General features: G+C 59.2%; 15 protein-coding genes and 2 pseudogenes. 10 read left to right on the plus strand and 7 right to left on the minus strand.

From position 1 onward, the window contains the following. Nucleotides 1–2: 2 nt before the first annotated feature. The 3 genes from CCGE531_RS32440 to CCGE531_RS32455 form a co-directional block, all read right to left on the minus strand. Nucleotides 3–461: an Hsp20 family protein gene (locus CCGE531_RS32440; RefSeq protein WP_120670989.1), complete on the minus strand. Its 459-nt coding sequence runs from the start codon at nt 459–461 to the stop codon at nt 3–5. 579 nt (nt 462–1,040) lie between these two features. Next, on the minus strand, nt 1,041–2,126 hold the full coding sequence (locus CCGE531_RS32450; protein WP_120670991.1) for a PHB depolymerase family esterase: 1,086 nt from the start codon (nt 2,124–2,126) through the stop codon (nt 1,041–1,043). Nucleotides 2,127–2,876: 750 nt separating this feature from the next. Further along, entirely contained in the window at nt 2,877–3,953 is a 1,077-nt protein-coding gene (locus CCGE531_RS32455; protein ID WP_162944153.1) for a type I restriction endonuclease, read from the minus strand. Nucleotides 3,954–4,463: 510 nt separating this feature from the next. On the opposite strand from CCGE531_RS32455, the gene pmtA reads away from it, so the two are divergent. The 9 genes and pseudogenes from pmtA (at nt 4,464) to CCGE531_RS32525 (ending at nt 13,710) form a co-directional block, all read left to right on the plus strand. After that, on the plus strand, nt 4,464–5,054 hold the full coding sequence (gene pmtA / locus CCGE531_RS32460; protein WP_120670992.1) for a phospholipid N-methyltransferase PmtA: 591 nt from the start codon (nt 4,464–4,466) through the stop codon (nt 5,052–5,054). Nucleotides 5,055–6,241: 1,187 nt separating this feature from the next. Further along, nucleotides 6,242–7,345 (plus strand): DUF3991 and toprim domain-containing protein, encoded by a 1,104-nt coding sequence (locus CCGE531_RS32470; protein ID WP_240535449.1) that lies wholly within the window; start codon nt 6,242–6,244, stop codon nt 7,343–7,345. A gap of 111 nt (nt 7,346–7,456) precedes the next feature. Beyond that, nucleotides 7,457–7,969, plus strand: a complete 513-nt coding sequence (locus CCGE531_RS32475; protein WP_245459586.1) for a DUF1419 domain-containing protein — start codon at nt 7,457–7,459, stop codon at nt 7,967–7,969. Then, complete coding sequence (locus CCGE531_RS34695; protein WP_028755183.1) at nt 7,966–8,160, plus strand: hypothetical protein; 195 nt, start codon at nt 7,966–7,968, stop codon at nt 8,158–8,160. The genes CCGE531_RS32475 and CCGE531_RS34695 overlap by 4 nt, the downstream gene beginning before the upstream one ends. A gap of 384 nt (nt 8,161–8,544) precedes the next feature. Continuing rightward, nucleotides 8,545–9,281, plus strand: a pseudogene (locus CCGE531_RS32490) (NYN domain-containing protein). A 337-nt stretch (nt 9,282–9,618) separates the two neighbouring features. Then, nucleotides 9,619–10,570, plus strand: a pseudogene (locus CCGE531_RS32495) (plasmid partitioning protein); the annotation flags it as partial. Nucleotides 10,571–10,964: 394 nt separating this feature from the next. Then, nucleotides 10,965–11,552: a hypothetical protein gene (locus CCGE531_RS32505; protein ID WP_065091960.1), complete on the plus strand. Its 588-nt coding sequence runs from the start codon at nt 10,965–10,967 to the stop codon at nt 11,550–11,552. 301 nt (nt 11,553–11,853) lie between these two features. Beyond that, nucleotides 11,854–12,777, plus strand: a complete 924-nt coding sequence (locus CCGE531_RS32515) for a zincin-like metallopeptidase domain-containing protein (RefSeq protein ID WP_028755179.1) — start codon at nt 11,854–11,856, stop codon at nt 12,775–12,777. 624 nt (nt 12,778–13,401) lie between these two features. Further along, nucleotides 13,402–13,710 (plus strand): DUF736 domain-containing protein, encoded by a 309-nt coding sequence (locus CCGE531_RS32525; RefSeq protein WP_004119799.1) that lies wholly within the window; start codon nt 13,402–13,404, stop codon nt 13,708–13,710. A gap of 75 nt (nt 13,711–13,785) precedes the next feature. Here CCGE531_RS32525 and CCGE531_RS32530 read toward each other — a convergent pair whose 3' ends face one another. The 3 genes from CCGE531_RS32530 to CCGE531_RS32540 are packed head-to-tail and all read right to left on the minus strand — an operon-like array spanning nt 13,786 to nt 14,891. Further along, entirely contained in the window at nt 13,786–14,034 is a 249-nt protein-coding gene (locus CCGE531_RS32530; protein WP_120670995.1) for an HU family DNA-binding protein, read from the minus strand. A 22-nt stretch (nt 14,035–14,056) separates the two neighbouring features. Continuing rightward, nucleotides 14,057–14,668, minus strand: coding sequence for a zeta toxin family protein (locus CCGE531_RS32535; protein ID WP_028755140.1), 612 nt, complete (start codon nt 14,666–14,668; stop codon nt 14,057–14,059). Next, a complete protein-coding gene (locus tag CCGE531_RS32540; RefSeq protein WP_004119810.1) occupies nt 14,649–14,891 on the minus strand; it encodes a hypothetical protein in 243 nt (80 codons plus the stop codon). Before CCGE531_RS32540 ends, CCGE531_RS32535 begins: the two co-directional genes overlap by 20 nt. 179 nt (nt 14,892–15,070) lie before the next feature. On the opposite strand from CCGE531_RS32540, the gene CCGE531_RS32545 reads away from it, so the two are divergent. Next, nucleotides 15,071–15,370 (plus strand): hypothetical protein, encoded by a 300-nt coding sequence (locus CCGE531_RS32545; protein ID WP_120670996.1) that lies wholly within the window; start codon nt 15,071–15,073, stop codon nt 15,368–15,370. 22 nt (nt 15,371–15,392) lie between these two features. Here CCGE531_RS32545 and CCGE531_RS32550 read toward each other — a convergent pair whose 3' ends face one another. Continuing rightward, on the minus strand, nt 15,393–15,650 hold the full coding sequence (locus CCGE531_RS32550) for a WGR domain-containing protein (RefSeq protein WP_004119812.1): 258 nt from the start codon (nt 15,648–15,650) through the stop codon (nt 15,393–15,395). Nucleotides 15,651–15,799: the final 149 nt, after the last annotated feature.

Below are 15,799 nucleotides of genomic sequence, written 5' to 3' on the forward strand. Positions count from 1 at the left end.
CGCTAGGCTTTGGCGCCCTCAATCTGCTTTGAAGCGGCTTTGGCAGTCTCGGCTTGGATGGCAATCCGACGCGACTTCATCTCCTCAGGTGTTTCCTTCTTGAGATTGATGAGGAGTAGCCCGTTTTCGAGCTTTGCGCCTTCGACGATCACGTGATCAGCCAGCTCAAATCTGCGCACAAACGACCTTACGGGAAGGCCTTGATGCAGATATAGTGCTTCGTCGTCCTCGGACTTCGCGCCGTTCACCACGAGCATTTTTGCCTCGTGGGTGATCGTCAGTTCGCTTTCGGCAAAACCTGCCACCGCGATCGCGATGCGATACGTGTCTTCGCCGAGTTTTAGGATGTTGAAAGGCGGCCACTTGTCGGCGTTAACGCTGGCATTTTCGAGAAGATCGAATATGCGGTCGAAGCCGATGCTGGACCTATAGAAAGGGGTAAGATCGAGGTTTGTTCTCATAGCTACATCCTCCACGGAGCAACATAGATACGAGGAACGCCAAGAAGCTCGGCGCCCCTGACGTCGTCGACTCTTTTTGGCGTCGACGACAGATGAAATGGGTAGCTAGCGAGGTAGGGTCAAGAGGGCGCGCAAGACTTTTCGAGCGGGAGTGACCTCAAACAATCACTATAAGCTCATACGGTTAGGAATCTAGACGTTCGAGAGCTTTGGAATCTCACCATCGTGTTAAAACCGCAAAAATCAAAACCGAGATAGGTTGGCGCGATGCCAAATGGATTACAGTTCGCGCGTCATTTTCATTCCGATGCCGCGTGTAGAAACTCATAAGAACCTCTTTGTCCATGCGCAGAAGGTCGTCACGTTCGATCTCTCGAACGATGGTAATCTGAAGTGAAATTCCTTTCGAACGCTCGGGAGAAGATGCCGTAGGGCGTCGAATCTCGCCAATATGGTCAAGGTTAAGCTCGGCCCCAAGGCGCAACGCGGTTATGATGCCCGCGTGTGGTAACACTCGGTCCACCCAAGGAGAACGGATGTCGCCACGGCGATAACTGCAGGTGTCTTGGCGCTTCGCCGTCAGAGGGCGCCCAGAGCAGCGATCATCTTCATAATGGCGTCCATTTGGACAGCACCCTTGATCGCATAGTTGCTGCCTGTAAAGCCCCACCAGTCCCAACAACCCCGGGGATTATACGGCCTCCGGAATGACTTATTGACTTGCGGATACAGCACTATGATACCGTTGGTATCCGCCCAGTTATTCAGATAGAGCTTGGTATACCAATCGTCCCCAATCGATTGCTGCGATTGGCGGCAGCCATGGATGGAAACATGCAGTTTGCAGTTGGCCCTAGGCTTGCCGCAGCTGTCGGGGATAAAGACATGCCCCACATCCGCCATGCTCGACACCGGGTTGGCGGCCCCGTAGAGTTTCTGGTCGAACGCCCTCAACTTCCCAGTTGGTTTGGCGGCCGGCTGGTTAAGCTTGCCATAGATGAACTGCAAAATCGCGCCAGCCTGGTCGTAATTGTTGTCGTTGGCAGTATTTGGGGGATCGTTCACACATTCGTTGATGTACGGCGTTGCGTTGGTCGGGCACAAATTCCCGAAGACCTTCGAAACAAACGAGTGACCGGCAGGGTAATTGCTGACATAGGCGAGGTTTGAATCGGGAACTCGGGCCAATTTGAAAAACTGGACGCTAGCATCGACGGCACTTTGCTTGACGATCGTATCGGCCGTACCGCTGAAAATGTAAATCTTCTTTGATTCAAGGTTGGAAAGCGGGTCGATGGCGCCGATCCGCGAAGACGTTTCCGCCGCAGCGAACAACATCGCAGGATTTGGAGGAACGCGCGGCACTTGGCCCATGCAGATTCCCGTATAGGTGAGATTGCCCATAGCGCAAAAATAAGGTCCACCAGCGACAATGCCGGCTCCCATGAAACTTGATGAATACGCGACCTGCAACTGCGAGGCCATGAACGCTCCCGATGATAGGCCCGACACCGAGATCGCGTTGCGATCGATCTTCAGTTTTGGCAGCGCTTGGGTTTGTGCCACCCCGGTCAGCAGCAGCAGGCTGAAACTTGCGGTGACAATTCGTTTAACCAAGCTACAAAACCTGGTTTTCTTCCAATCCGGAAAAATCTTTGCGCTCATACCCTCATACCCCTTTGCGGGAATAGCTTTGGTCGCGCCCTTAAATTTGCGACCAGATTGTCAGAGGAGGCTTTTCGTGCCACATGCGGTTCACTGCCCCTGCCGAAAGCCACAGATTCGATTGCAATTGTTGCCGCGCTGCTAAACATAGAAGATGCCCAACCTCGGATCCAATGTCGTGGTGCATTCCTCCACGACTGATTTCGTACAAATCCCATGCCACCAAAAACGGCATATCATCAAAATGTTGGGGTATGGCTCCTCGCCGTGCGCCGCGTCGACGTATTCCACAAAATCGTATGTCGCTCGCTTTTGGAGACGTGACGAATTGATTGGTTCGTTGACAGCCTGATCGGGGAGCCCTCAGCGATCATTATGAGTGTGCTTTAACTGAACTGTGATGGAACTCCCGAGAATATGGCAAGGCTGGCATTTCTTTCGAATTATGCCGGTCTGAATCCGGAGATCCCCGACCCGTTCTGCACCGGGTAATAAAGTCACTATTCGAAAGATCTCATCGACATTGGTGATTTCGGGCTACTCTGCCATCCTAGACGGCAAGCTCCTGTAGGCAACAGCGATAGCGCTCGTCAACGATGACCGGTCGACTGGCGGCCACGAGGCTCGTCTTTCGAGAGTCCTGGTACCCGCCTTACTAAGACGACCTAGCGGGCCGAGGTTTGAGCAAATTACGGTCATTTAAAGAGGATAACCGCGCTGTTCAATGCTCGAGCGCGCCGTATTACCTCGTTATTCCGCTGCTACCTTAGCGGCTTCGGCGGCATACTTTCGGGCCGTCGCCCTCAGCCGGTCGGTGTATTCGTAGATCTGGTCGAGCGTATCGACGATTAAGCGCTCTTCGTTTTCCCCGTCGAAGAGCCCGATGTACTTGACTGACCTGTTGAAGTGGAGTCGCGCCAACGGTTTGCGATTGTTGTTGTCGATGAGTATCGCGCAGTAGGACTTAGCGTCTCGCATGACCACACGCTTTGCGCTGATGGTTTCGCGAACGATCGCTTTTACGATCATGTAGCCTTCTACTTCCTCTTCGGTCGTTATGACCTCAGGGTCTTCGGCGACGGGGGCATCAATCTTCTCGATGACCTCCTGCGTCTCCGCAAGAGCGCTAGACAACCGACTCTTCACCGTATCCATGATCACTTCGCGAAACGCGGTCCGGACGACGCCTGTCAGCATTTCCCGTACGGGAGCCGTTATCCTGCCCTCGTAGACATCGTGCGAGACCATCTTTACGAATTCCTCGCTCGGCTCCTCAATAAGCTTGGAAATGACCTGCTTTATGCCCGAAGTGTACTTGAGACGCTCTGCGGTGGCCAAAATGTTCGAGACGTCGAAAGTGGATTTCTCGAACTTACGCAGTTCGGACAAAATGCCCGACTGGACGTCGCTAATGTCGAAAACGAGGAATGGTCGAGCATCGAGCTTGTTCGGCGCTTCAAGGTCGGTGTAGAAATTGAAGGTCCGGCCATTTGTGAGGATCGCGAACTTGGCATCGGTGACACTGAAGTACCGATAGAGCTGGTCGAGGTGCTTGCGCTCCAACGCCACAGAAATCGGTTTGCATTCGATCAGGATTCTGATCTGATTGTCGATCTTGATCGCATAGTCAACCTTCTCGCCCTTCTTCCCCACAGCGTCCGCGGTGAACTCCGGCACGACTTCCGACGGGTCAAAGACATCGTAGCCCAAAGCCCGCAGGAACGGGAGAACGACCGCAGTCTTCACCGCTTCCTCCGTCGCCATCGTACTAGAATGCGACTTGACCCGCTCCGCAATTGCGCGAAGACTTTCTTCAATCGAACTCATCTTCCCTCCCAAGACGGTTGCATAAAAATCCGCCCTCCGCAACTTATCGCAGATTTTTCGATAAGTCTTTAGCAACCGCCATGATATTTTAGTGCACCCGGGAAACTGCGCCACGGTAAGAAGACCGGCCCAGGCCGTTGCAGGATGCGTATGTCTGTAGCACCGTCGTAGTGTAGAAAAACAAACCCGCTCTCACTAATCTCTTTTTGTTTGCCCTGGAAAGATCGTCGAAGATAGCATTGCCGGCGTTACGGCGGACATGGCGGCCAGCGACCATGAAGAACCTGCCCGACGGGATCGGAGCGTTTCGTGGGCAAAGCCATTGCCGGCTCTTCACTATGGAAGGCCAACCAAAGGGCGTGGCTTGGTAGTGTATAGTGCTCGCCGCGAGTTCTTTTATGAGCAAAACAGGATAACTGAGCGGAAATGGCGTCGATGGGCTTGCATTTGTCGCATTTAGACGGTGTTTGTCACCCCCATGATTCTGATGGGTGTCAAAGCGGAGGCAAAATGGGCGTGCGGCAGCGGATGGGGTTGAAGTTCAAGGATGAGATCGCGTTCCTGAAGGGCTGGAAGCGCGACCGCACAGCGGTAGGCGCCATAACGCCCACTTCCGTTGCGACGGCAAGGAAGATGGCAAGCGTTATCGATCCTTTCTCCAGCCTTCCTGTCCTTGAACTGGGTCCGGGAACCGGCGTAATCACAAAACAGATCCTGGCGCGCGGCGTTGGGCCCAAGGAGCTCTTGTCCATCGAGTATTCGCCCGAGTTCTGTCGGCATCTTCAGCAGGAGTTTCCCGAGGTCGACGTTCGATGTGGAGACGCCTTTGCGTTGGATCTCGTTCTGGGCGCTCAGCGAGGTGCAAAGTTCGACTGCGTCATCTCCGCTGTGCCCCTCCTTCATTTGCCGCCTTCAAAGCGATTGTCGCTGATCCTCGATCTTCTCGAACGGATTCCGACAGGGCGGCCCGTCGTCCAAATCACCTATGGATTGCTCTCTCCAGTCGTCGCGCTTCCCGCCGGATACGAGGTCCGTCACCTGGCTTTCATGATGCGCAACATTCCGCCGGCACAACTTTGGACCTACCGAAAGACGAGATGACCTCGGCCATCTCATAAACATTGATCGAAAAGTTTTGATCGCTGGGCTGATGACGAACGCGACCGATGTGGAAAGCGCTTGGGCGGCTTTCCAGACGCGCGCTGCCCTTCGTTCGACCAGCGCCCAGAGCGGGCCGAACGATCGAAGATCGAGGCCTCGGGCGGCCAAGAAATGTCCGTCTCTATCTCATCGCGGACAATCGCTCCGGCAGTCACACCGCGCCGGCGGTTTCCTCAATGTCATCACGTTGATGGTGAAAATGGCGCTGACTGCCCAGCGCTTTCGGGAAAAAGGGCCGCCGTAAGAAGGGTGTTGCTCGCGCCGGGGATTGGATCCAGCGACTGCAACGGGCATTGCGCCAAAGCGCATTGCAAAGCCCGCCAAAGCGCCATCCAGATTGCAAAAGTCGATCTGTTGGGCACCAAAAGCGGCCTCATAGAAGTCGGCAACCTCTGTTCCCGGCCATCCTCTAAGCTAAGAACAAAGACATTCCGATGCTGATATCGTTGGCTATCTCAATCCTCTCTCATCAGGGGAATCACCGAGTTCAAATATGCCATAAGCCGGTCGATACGATGGCATCGCGCAGGCAGGCGGCCGATGAAATCCGCCCGGCATTTCGAGACCGCAGGCCGCAGATCGTGACCTGGTCGATGCAGTCGAGCGTCGTTGCGTGAGGCACCTCCCTAACCAGTCCAATCCCGCTCTCTGTTGATGGAGTCCTGGCCCGGTTCCGGATCTTCCACCCGCGAGCGGTCCGCTAGCCATGCTGCGGCCGCTTCCGCGTCGCGCAGCGGTGATCGCGCCCTCCCCGGGCGGGCCTTTTGTGGAGTGATCGAGCGGGAATTGGGCCGCTCCGAAGGAACCACTCACATGTCGCACGAATCTCTCACTCGCCCAGTCCCACACTTTCCAGCTCTCCCGCAACCTGATGGTCCCGGTCACCCTCTTCTCCGTCGACGGCGGATAACGGCGTCCTGCCGTCCGACGCAATCGACGCCGATGAACGATCTTGAGATCGTCCATGAATACACGCCTTGGCATTGAGCCGGCGGCATGGCCTGCGGCGTGCCGCTAGCGAGCGGCAGGCCGCAAGGGAGGCTTCGCCGCGGTCGACCTTGCACGATTCACCAAATTGCCAGCCGCGCCCTTGCGTCCTTTGCTCTTCGCGGCCGCTGAAGTGGCCGATGAATAGAACTGACGAGCAGGAGGCGATCGCTTTCGCGATCGGAAGGAAAATGGAGAGAAGAGAAATAGAATCGCTTCGCGACAAGGTAAGCTGCGCCGCCGTGCTGGATAAGAACGGGTTTGCCATTGACGTCAAGGAAAGCACCCGGCGGGCGGTCAAGTACCGCCGCGGCAGTGAGATCATCATCGTGACGCATGGAGGGCGTGGATGGTTCGATCCGCTCAGCGATGCGAAAGGCGATATCTTTGGATTGGTCGAGCACCTTGACCGTGTTGGCTTTTCGGCATGCGTCGCAAAGGTCGCGGACCTCATAGGCTTCCATATTTCCAAGGCTGAGTGGCAGCCTGGCATTCCGGACGGCCAATCCGACCTTCCGCTTGGCGATCGCTGGCAGGCGCGCCGCCGCCCCTGGCGGGGTTCATCAACATGGCGGTACCTGCAGGACGTGCGTTGCCTGCCGACGGTTCTTTTATGCTCGGCGATCAAACGCAACCTTCTTCGCGAAGGTCCGCAAGGCACCATGTGGGCCGCCCATACGAACGAGGCAGGCGGTGTCACAGGCTGGGAGGCGCGCGGTCCGCAATACCGCGGGTTCGCCTCGGGAGGAACGAAGGTTCTCTTTCGTCTGGGGTCGCGTGCAGCGGTGCGACTGGCCGTCACGGAAGCTGCGATCGACGCGATGAGCCTTGCGGCAATCGAGGGCCTGCGAGACGGCACACTCTACCTCAGCACCGGCGGCGGCTGGTCGCCGACCACGGCCGCGGCACTCCGCAGGCTTGCGTCGGGCCCCAACGTCCAGCTTGTCGCTGCCACCGACGCCAACCCACAAGGCGAGATGTTTGCCGAGCGACTACGCGCACTTGCCGAGGAGGCGGGATGCGACTGGATGCGACTTCGCCCGTCACAAGAAGACTGGAACGAAGTTCAGAAGCTACGCCCGAAGCGGGGCAGCGAGAAACAGAAATTGGAGGAAGAAGCGAAAGAGGAAGAGGCGTGCCGCAGGCGAGCCGGCCGCGTCAAGGGAGGCTTCTCCCGGCTAAAGCCAGCCCTGGATGCGGGAGGTCGCGATGCCGGCGGCAGGAAACGGATCACGAAGGACTGAAGAAGATGGCAGGGTCGAGAGGACTGAGCCGCGCTTGGTCCGCCCGCGCAAGGAGCCGCAAATGGCCTCTTCCCTCCGCAAGTGTTTCAGGGCGTCGCAAGCCGCCAGCAGATGTTTCCCACGTTCGACCGCCACGTCCAGCGACCCGATCGTCGGGACCGTGACGCAACTCCGCTCTATGCAGGCGAATGGTTCGAAATCCCCGAGGCCGAGCACGATTACATGTTCGAGATCCTGCCGCCGATCTGGATCCGCGGCTCGCTGTTCGCGATGCGGGAATTCCTCACCGGCTCGGTGACATACGTGTTCTTCGCGCTGCGCATCGACGAGGCGATCCGTTACTTCCACGGTTACTGCGACCTCTCCGACAAGGTGTACGACGAAGTCGCCGCCAAGCTGCCGGTCCAACTGCGCCACCTCCCCGCGCCGATCGCATCTGTGCGCGACCTGGTTGCGCGCGGCAGCGCCGATGCCGCGACGTATGGCGGTTACCGCAATCGACGGCTATCACTACACAACCCTGCTGCAGCGCACCGGCGCAACCCAGGAGCTCGATCTTGCCGTCACCATGACGCCGCTCGGCGCGGTTTCACGGCTCGAGCATGCGCTCGACGGTGTCGATGAGGCGCAGGAGCGCTATCGGTATCGCTTGCACGAGGCCGAGCGGCGGTCTTGTCTCCTATCGCTCGCGCGACGGCGGCATGTTCGCGTTCGCGGACGACCTTTCCGACAAGCGCCAACAGGTTCGGGAGGTCGATGAGGTCCTGGCGACCGCGGCGCGCGGGGAAACGGCGGGGACGTCTGACGCCGCTTGACGATCAAGCCCGTCTCGATGGGTCGTCCGTGGCGGTGCAGCACGCGCATAGCTGCATTGCACAATAAATGTTTTCCTTCCGATCAAAAATTAATCATAGTGCACACAGCTGATGCACATGGCGGATTTCCTCCCAGTGCCGCCGCAGCAGCTGTTCCCCTCTGGAGGTTTATTGACCTTCACGCTTCATGGGCCGCGGTTTTCGCTGGCCCATTTTTTTTGTTCAGGTCATCCGACGATTTATCCGCGCACGATCCTGACGCGACTCCCCTTGCCAGCAAACTGCGCGTGGTCCGATAGCATCTGACACTTTCGGGCTTGTGAGGCATGGGCCCCTTGTCCATCTTGTGGTCTTCGGTCCATTGGGACAGATTGGAGCTATCGAATGCCTGAAACACGTTCACCGCGACTTGCTGTACTAATTGACGCTGACAATGCGTCGGCCAAGATCGTTGACGGCTTATTCGAGGAAATAGCCAAAATCGGCGAGGCGAGCGTCCGACGCATATACGGTGACTTCGCAAACGCTCGCTCGAAAGCCTGGATCGACGTCCTTGCCAGGCACGCGATCATTCCGCAGCAGCAATTTGCCTACACGACCGGTAAAAATGCCTCTGATATCACACTTGTGATCGACGCCATGGACCTCCTCCACAGCGGGCGCTTCGACGGCTTTTGCCTTGTTTCCTCCGACAGCGATTTTACACGCCTCGCCTCTCGGATCCGTGAGCAAGGCATCGATGTGTTCGGTTTTGGCGAGCAGAAAACGCCCGAAAGCTTCCGCCAGGCGTGCCGGAGGTTTATCTACACTGAAAACCTCCTCCCTTCAGCGCCTACAAATGGTGGAGATGCTACTCAGGCAACTCCTTCGCTCCAGCCGCCAAGCGCAGCGGCGCCGATCATCAGAAAGGTCATCGCGCAGATGGAGAGTGAGGATGGTTGGGTGCCGCTCGGCGCAGTCGGAACGCAGCTTGCGAACCTCTCTTCAGACTTCGATCCCCGAACATCAGGAAGCTCAGCGACCTCGTGAAGAAGACAAATGCGTTCGAGATAGACCATTCGGACAGCAGACCTCTGCGCATCCGCGTCAAACAACCTTCTGCCAAGAAAAGCGCCAAGTGACGTTTAGTACGGGTCTCCATCAGCACGTTTTGGTTCGCCGCATCCTCCAAGCTTTGTGGTGAGAGAGCAAGGGATAGGCGAATGGAAATGGAAGAAAAGATGGAGGAAGACTACTCGCAGATCGAGTAGCCGGGCGTCGCTGACGCTCAACCGCGCCGCTCGCAATGGCGGCCACTGGTCCTCGCAGGGCTGTCAGCTCCGCTCGTCCTTCGCGGCAGCGATGCTCGGCCGCAGTTGCACCCGGCTGCCCGCTCCGCGCTTCGGGTTGTGTCTTCGGAAGGAATGAAGACGCGAAGGACAGGCAGAGGCCTGTCCAATCCTCGAAAAGGAATATCCCATGCAATTGATGAAGGTCGATCCGCGTGCGTTAAAGGACGACCCCGACAACACGCGCCAGTCGAAGTCGACGCCCCAGGCCGACGCCCTGCTTGGCGACGATCAAGGCCGTCGGCGTGATCCAGCGCCGGTCATTTCCCGGAAGCCGGCGGCAACGGTTACATCATCGAAGCCGGTCACCGCCCCACCAGTGTGGCGATCGCCGCCGGTATCGAGGAAATCGACGTGGTCGTGGTCGCGGTGGCCAACGACAACGGCGCGATGCGCTCGATGACCGAGAATATAGCTTGTGCCTTAATCCCATCGATCAATGCGCGGCATCGAGCGGCTGGTCGCGCTCGGCTGGACCGAGGAGGCGGTCGCCGTAGCGCTTGCCTTTCCCGTCCGCCAGATCCGCAAGCTTCGTCTGCTCGCAAACCTCTTGCCCTCCATGCTCGATCAGATAGCCAAGGGCGATATGCCGAACGAGCAGCGGCTCAGAACGATTGCGGCCGCCTCGCACGACGAGCAAAAAGAGGTCTGGAAGGCCCACTAGCCGAAGAAAGGCGAACGGCGGCCTGGTGGCAGATCGCCAACGGTCTCACAAAGACCCGTATGTATGCACGTGATGCAAGCTTCGGCGACGATCTGCGCCAGGCCTATGGGATCGAGTGGGCGGAGGACCTGTTCGGCCCTGCCGATGAGGACAATCGCTATACCACCAATGTCGAAGAGTTGCTTGGCGCCCAGCAGGAATGGATGGCGAGCAACGTGCCGAAGAAGGGTACCATCGTCGAAGTCAACAATTGGGGCCAGCCGGACCTGCCGAAGAAAGCCGAACGCGTCTACGGCAAGCCAGGCAAAGGCGACTGTACCGCGATCGCGAGGGCAAGGTGCACAGCGTCCACTGCCGGATGCCCGAGGTCAGGAAGCCCACCGGTCAGACCGGCCCGGCAGCTGATGGGGCGGAGGAGGCCCGTAACAGCCGAGGCCGGCTGATCCGCAAGGAGGGCGAGCGCAGCCTCGGCGCCACCAGCCTTTCGTGGGAGCGCCTGTCGTTGATTTGAGGACGTCACCTTCCTCCCCATGCCGGATTGCCCTTCGTTTTGCTGCGGTCTGAACCGGCGGCCGTGCGCTTCCAGGCCGCTATCGCGCCGCGGAGCGGCCGGACCCCGCCGTCCTTCACGGAGCAGGCTTGCGTGCTTTATCGAGGACAGGTTGCCCTCTTCGCACGCAAACCGGCTCCGCTCGTCCAGGAGGGGCCGGACCTTGAGGCGCCCGTCTTTCCGCCGGTCCGGGGTGACCGCACCGAAGGGCAAGCCGGCATGGGGCCGGAGCCGCTTCGGACGACCTCGAAAGGAAACGACCATGGCCAAGTCCACTCCCTCATCCCGGCAATCCACGCGTGTCGTGCAACTGCGCAAAGGCGCCACCGTCGAGATGGTTCGGCTGACTTGCCCCGACGCCATGCAGGCGCTGAAGATCGCCGAGAGTTTCGGAACCGCCGTCATCGACAGCGACGGCATCCGCGACCTGCACGAGCGGCTCGTCACGGAGACAGCCGACGCGCTCGGCGACGGCCTTGGCGACAAGGCCATGCAGATCCACCTGCAACGGATCGTCGGCGCCTACGTCGGCTCCGCCCATGGCGCCGGCCAGTTCTACAGCCGCGCGGTCACCGAGGCACGCGATGCCACGGCCAAGGCCGCCAACGATGCCCGGGACGAGGACCTCGACGGTCCCGTCGGCTATGACAGCGCCGCCCAGCGTAAGCGCGAATTTGCCGCCGACATGGGCATACAGGCCCATTCGCTCAGAATGGCGGCGGAAGGCGCCGTCGCCGCCTATGTCCAGGTGATCGGCGAGAGCTGGAAACCGTTCGACCGTCCCGTCGAACAACCGGGCCGCGCGCTCGACCGCAAGGCTGCCGAAGCGCAGATCTCCGCCTTCGACTAGCCACTTCCGGCGGGGTTCCGGCCCCGCCTTTTCCATCAACTCGAGCCGGCCGGTTCCATGGCGGGACCGGCCTGTTGTCGTTTTGCGAACCCGGCCAGCAAGGAAAAAGAAATGAAGCCGATGGCACGCCCGTCGCCGCACGTTCCTTCGTCGGGTCTGCAGGAGCCGCCGGCGGATGCAACGGCTTCGCCGTCCTCCACTGCGTTGCGGCTGTTCCGGTGCATCCACCGGCTGATCTGCTCCTGCTTTCGCCCTCCGTAACGGGCGGCGACGGGCGCGGCCTTGAAACGGAGGTTTGGATATGAGCAAGACCGAAAATCAGCGGGGCGATCTCTACAGCCGCATCACCGACAGGATCATCGAAGACCTGGCGAAAGGCGTGCGGCCCTGGATGAAACCATGGAATTCGGCGAACACGGCAGGCCACATTACCCGCCCGCTGCGTTACAACGGGCAACCCTATTCTGGCGTCAACGTGCTGCTTTTATGGTCGGAGGGTATCACACGGGGTTATACGTCATCCACATGGATGACGTTCAAGCAGGCCCTGGAACTGAGCGGCGCAGTGCGCAAGGGCGAGACCGGCACGACCGTCGTCTTCGCAAGCCGATTCACCAAGTCCGAAACCGACGGGAACGGCGGCGAGGTCGAGCGGGAGATCCCTTTCCTGAAAGCCTACAGCGTCTTCAACGTCGAACAGATCGACGGACTTCCCGACCAGTATCATCACCGGCCGGCACCGGTTCTCGATCCGGTTGAACGGGTTGGGCATGCCGATCGGTTCTTCCGCGACACCGGCGCTGCAATCCGCCATGGCGGCAACCAGGCCTTCTTTGCGCCTGCCGCCGATCTCATCCAGATGCCACCATTTGAGAGCTTCAAGGATGCGGCAAGCTACTACGCGACTTTAAGCCACGAGGTCACGCACTGGACGGCGCCGGCCCACCGCCTCGCTCGCGACCTCAGCCGCTATGCCAAGGACAAATCCGAGCGAGCCCGCGAGGAACTGATAGCGGAGCTCGGTAGCTGCTTCCTTTGCGCCGATCTCGGGATTGTTCCCGAGCTCGAGCCCCGCCCCGATCACGCCTCCTACCTCGACTCCTGGCTTAAGGTCCTGACCGACGACAGACGGGCGATATTCCAGGCGTCGGCGCATGCGCAACGGGCCGTAGCGTTCCTGCATTCGCTGCAGCTCGCCGCAGCCGACGAGCGGCTCGTCGCGTGAAGACTTGTCAGCGCCGGTCGTTGGCCTCGCCAGCGGTCGGCAACTCTTGCCCGTCGGTCGGGGGGCGCGTCACGATCAGCCGCGAGGTCCAGTTTGCCCCAGATCGAGGTTGTCCGGTCGATCGGCTTGAGCTTCCGGGACGGCTTGATTTCGACGATAAACGGCTTTGTCTGCTGACGTATAGATCCTCAGGCGACGGTTCGCGAGGCGCCGCGATAGCGCGGAGCGGGCAATGCAACGCCCTCACGCTGGGTGGTTCTGCGAGGTTTGGGCTAGGCATGTGGACAAGACAGCGGACTGATCGTTGTAGCGTCCGGGCAGGCACCGGGGACGGGCTGCCATTGCCATATCCCTTCGAGCACTGCAGCAAGCCACGTCCTTCGCGGGCTCGATGAGGCATGTCTGATCGAAGACCGGCTTCGCCTCGATCGTCTTCCCGCAACGGCCTTGCGAAACTTTCTTCCGCTGAGCGCGATGCGCTCATTCCTCGCGGAGCAACAAAGCTTCTCCTCGCCGCCCGCCATTTCATTTCGGCCCTACGGGTGCGGACCGATCGTCCCCGATCCTTGCGACAGCCATCGAGGCCGCGATGGGCGCGGCCCGAGACAGCAAAGGAATACGACAATGGCAACCATCGGCACCTTCACCACCTCCGAAACCGGCTTCAACGGATCGATCCGCACGCTCGCCCTCAACGTCAAGGCCCGCATCGCCCGCATCGAAAACCCCTCCGACAAGGGCCCGCACTTCCGCATCTACGCAGGCAACGTCGAGCTGGGCGCGGCCTGGCAGAAGCGCTCCGAGCAGGACCGCGACTACCTCTCGGTCAAGCTCGACGATCCGAGCTTCCCTGCCCCGATCTACGCGACGCTCACAGAGGTCGAGGGCGAAGAGGGCTACCAGCTGATCTGGTCCCGCCCTAACCGGGACTGACACGCAGACGGCCCCGCTAAAGCGGGGCCGTCGATCTCTCGGTTAAAGGCCGGCTCAAAAGCGGTCCGCAAACCCTTACGTGTTCAAGGCGTCCTTCAGAGCCTTGGCAGGCTGGAAGCCCAGCTTTCTTGCCGCAGCAACCTTGATCGCCGCACCGGTCGACGGATTGCGGCCTTCGCGCTCCGGGGTATGCTTCACCTTGAATTTCCCGAAGCCGGGAATGAACGTCTCGGCGCCGGAGGTGGCAGCGGCCGTGATCGCCGCAAATACAGCTTCGACGATCGCCTTTCCCTGCACCTTCGTCAGGCCGTGGTCTGACGCGATCTTGTCAGCGAATCACGACTCCTTATTCGGTTGCGATGGACCGAACCGCTTTGGCAACGACCTCCAGAGCGTGCACGTCGAGTTCAATGACCCCATCAGACTTCTCGCCGATCGTTTTCGGCTTTGCGCCGCTGTTGTCCCAGATCCAGGCCTTGTCGGCTTGTTCCAGAAACCAGGGAAATTGCTCAAGGGACCGTTGGTACCGCTGGCGGACTTTTTCGTCGGGTACCGGATGTCCGCCTTTGGCTACGCGCAACTTGATCCGCTCGATCGAGCGCTCGGGGCTATCGACGACGACATATAAGAACCAGACCGCGAATCCGAGCGCCTTCGCCGCTACCACGAGACGTCGATACTTCTCTGTCGACAGGACTGTTTCGACGCCGATTGTTTTGTGGACGTTGATCGACGCTTCAAGCCAAGACTCGATCCGTTGAACCGCGGTTAGGTTGGCTTCCAGCGGCGGTCTGGACTCGACTTTGCTGATTCTGGCAGCCAGTAGATCCGGATTTACGATCCAGACTGAGCGACCTTCCATTTCAAGGTCGGCATTCTCGTACACGCTGCTTTTCCCAGAGCCATTTGGCCCGGCGATGATCAGGAAGACTGGCTGCTCAATCTTCGATGGGAGCACGATCAAGGACGCCAGTTACAGCCTTGTTCTCGCGACGCGCCTTGGCGACATTCTTGCTGAACACGTAGCTCAGATCTTTTCCGAGCGTCTTGCTCTGCGCGTCGATCGTCCGAACAGTCAGAAACTGCCCGGTACCTGCGTCACGCACGCGTTTCTGCGTGACCGCGGTATCGCGTACGCCGACTTTGGCACTTCCAAATTTTTTGACGACGACTTTGGCCATGTCTGCTCCAACCTTTCCGCAAATATAGCAATCATTTTCCCACCCGAAAAGAGCCTGTTGGCTTTTGACTGGAGGGTGTGCGAGCCTTGCTATGAGAGCGAACGGCTTCACGTTGAAGGCGAAGCAGCCGAATCGCATTGCGAAATCTACCAGGCGTGGGCCGCCACTGTCATGTCCCTTTGTCTGGTTATTCGTGGCTCCAGGGGCGCCTCGATGGGGCACGTCTGACGCGGACCGGCTGCGCCTCGCTCGCTACCCGCAACGGCGCTTCGAAATTTTCATCACCAACCGGGACTGAGCCGGAAACGCCCCAACGTGAGGCGGGGCCGACTGGCCAGATAGGCAAGCCGACGACAGACATCGAGCCTGCCGCCGGCTTTTTCGGTGCGATACGGAACCGGAATATGTTCGGCGTCAAGATCCCGTTCTTCGTCGAGATCGAGATGTCCTTCGAGACCGACTGGAACAGGCGCCGATGAGGCCCGCTTCGGCGGGCCATTCTCATGTTGGCACGGAGGTGCGTGGACGATAGCCGCGCTTTCGTTTCTGCCGCAGCAGGTCGAGAAACAGTTCGACTGCTTCCTCTTCCCGCCCGAAATGGTGGACCATCATCTGACCCTTCGTGCCGATGCGGCCCCATTTCCGGAGCAGGCAGACATCCCCGAACAGGTTGGGCTCGATCGACATGGCGTAGTAGCGCGCCATGTTTCTGGCGGCGTCAGAGCGTTCGACATAAAGATGGTACGGTTGCGCGATCATGAGACAAGAATCGCCTATGCCGGGAATCGCGTCCAACGAGACTTATGAATCGGTCGGCAAGGATCGATTCATATCGCTGATGACCTGCGACCGGACACGATGGCCTTGCTCGAATTTGCCTGATGACGGTCCGTGCGGATGGCGACCAT

It is taken from the genome of Rhizobium sp. CCGE531 (assembly GCF_003627795.1).
Classification (GTDB): domain Bacteria; phylum Pseudomonadota; class Alphaproteobacteria; order Rhizobiales; family Rhizobiaceae; genus Rhizobium.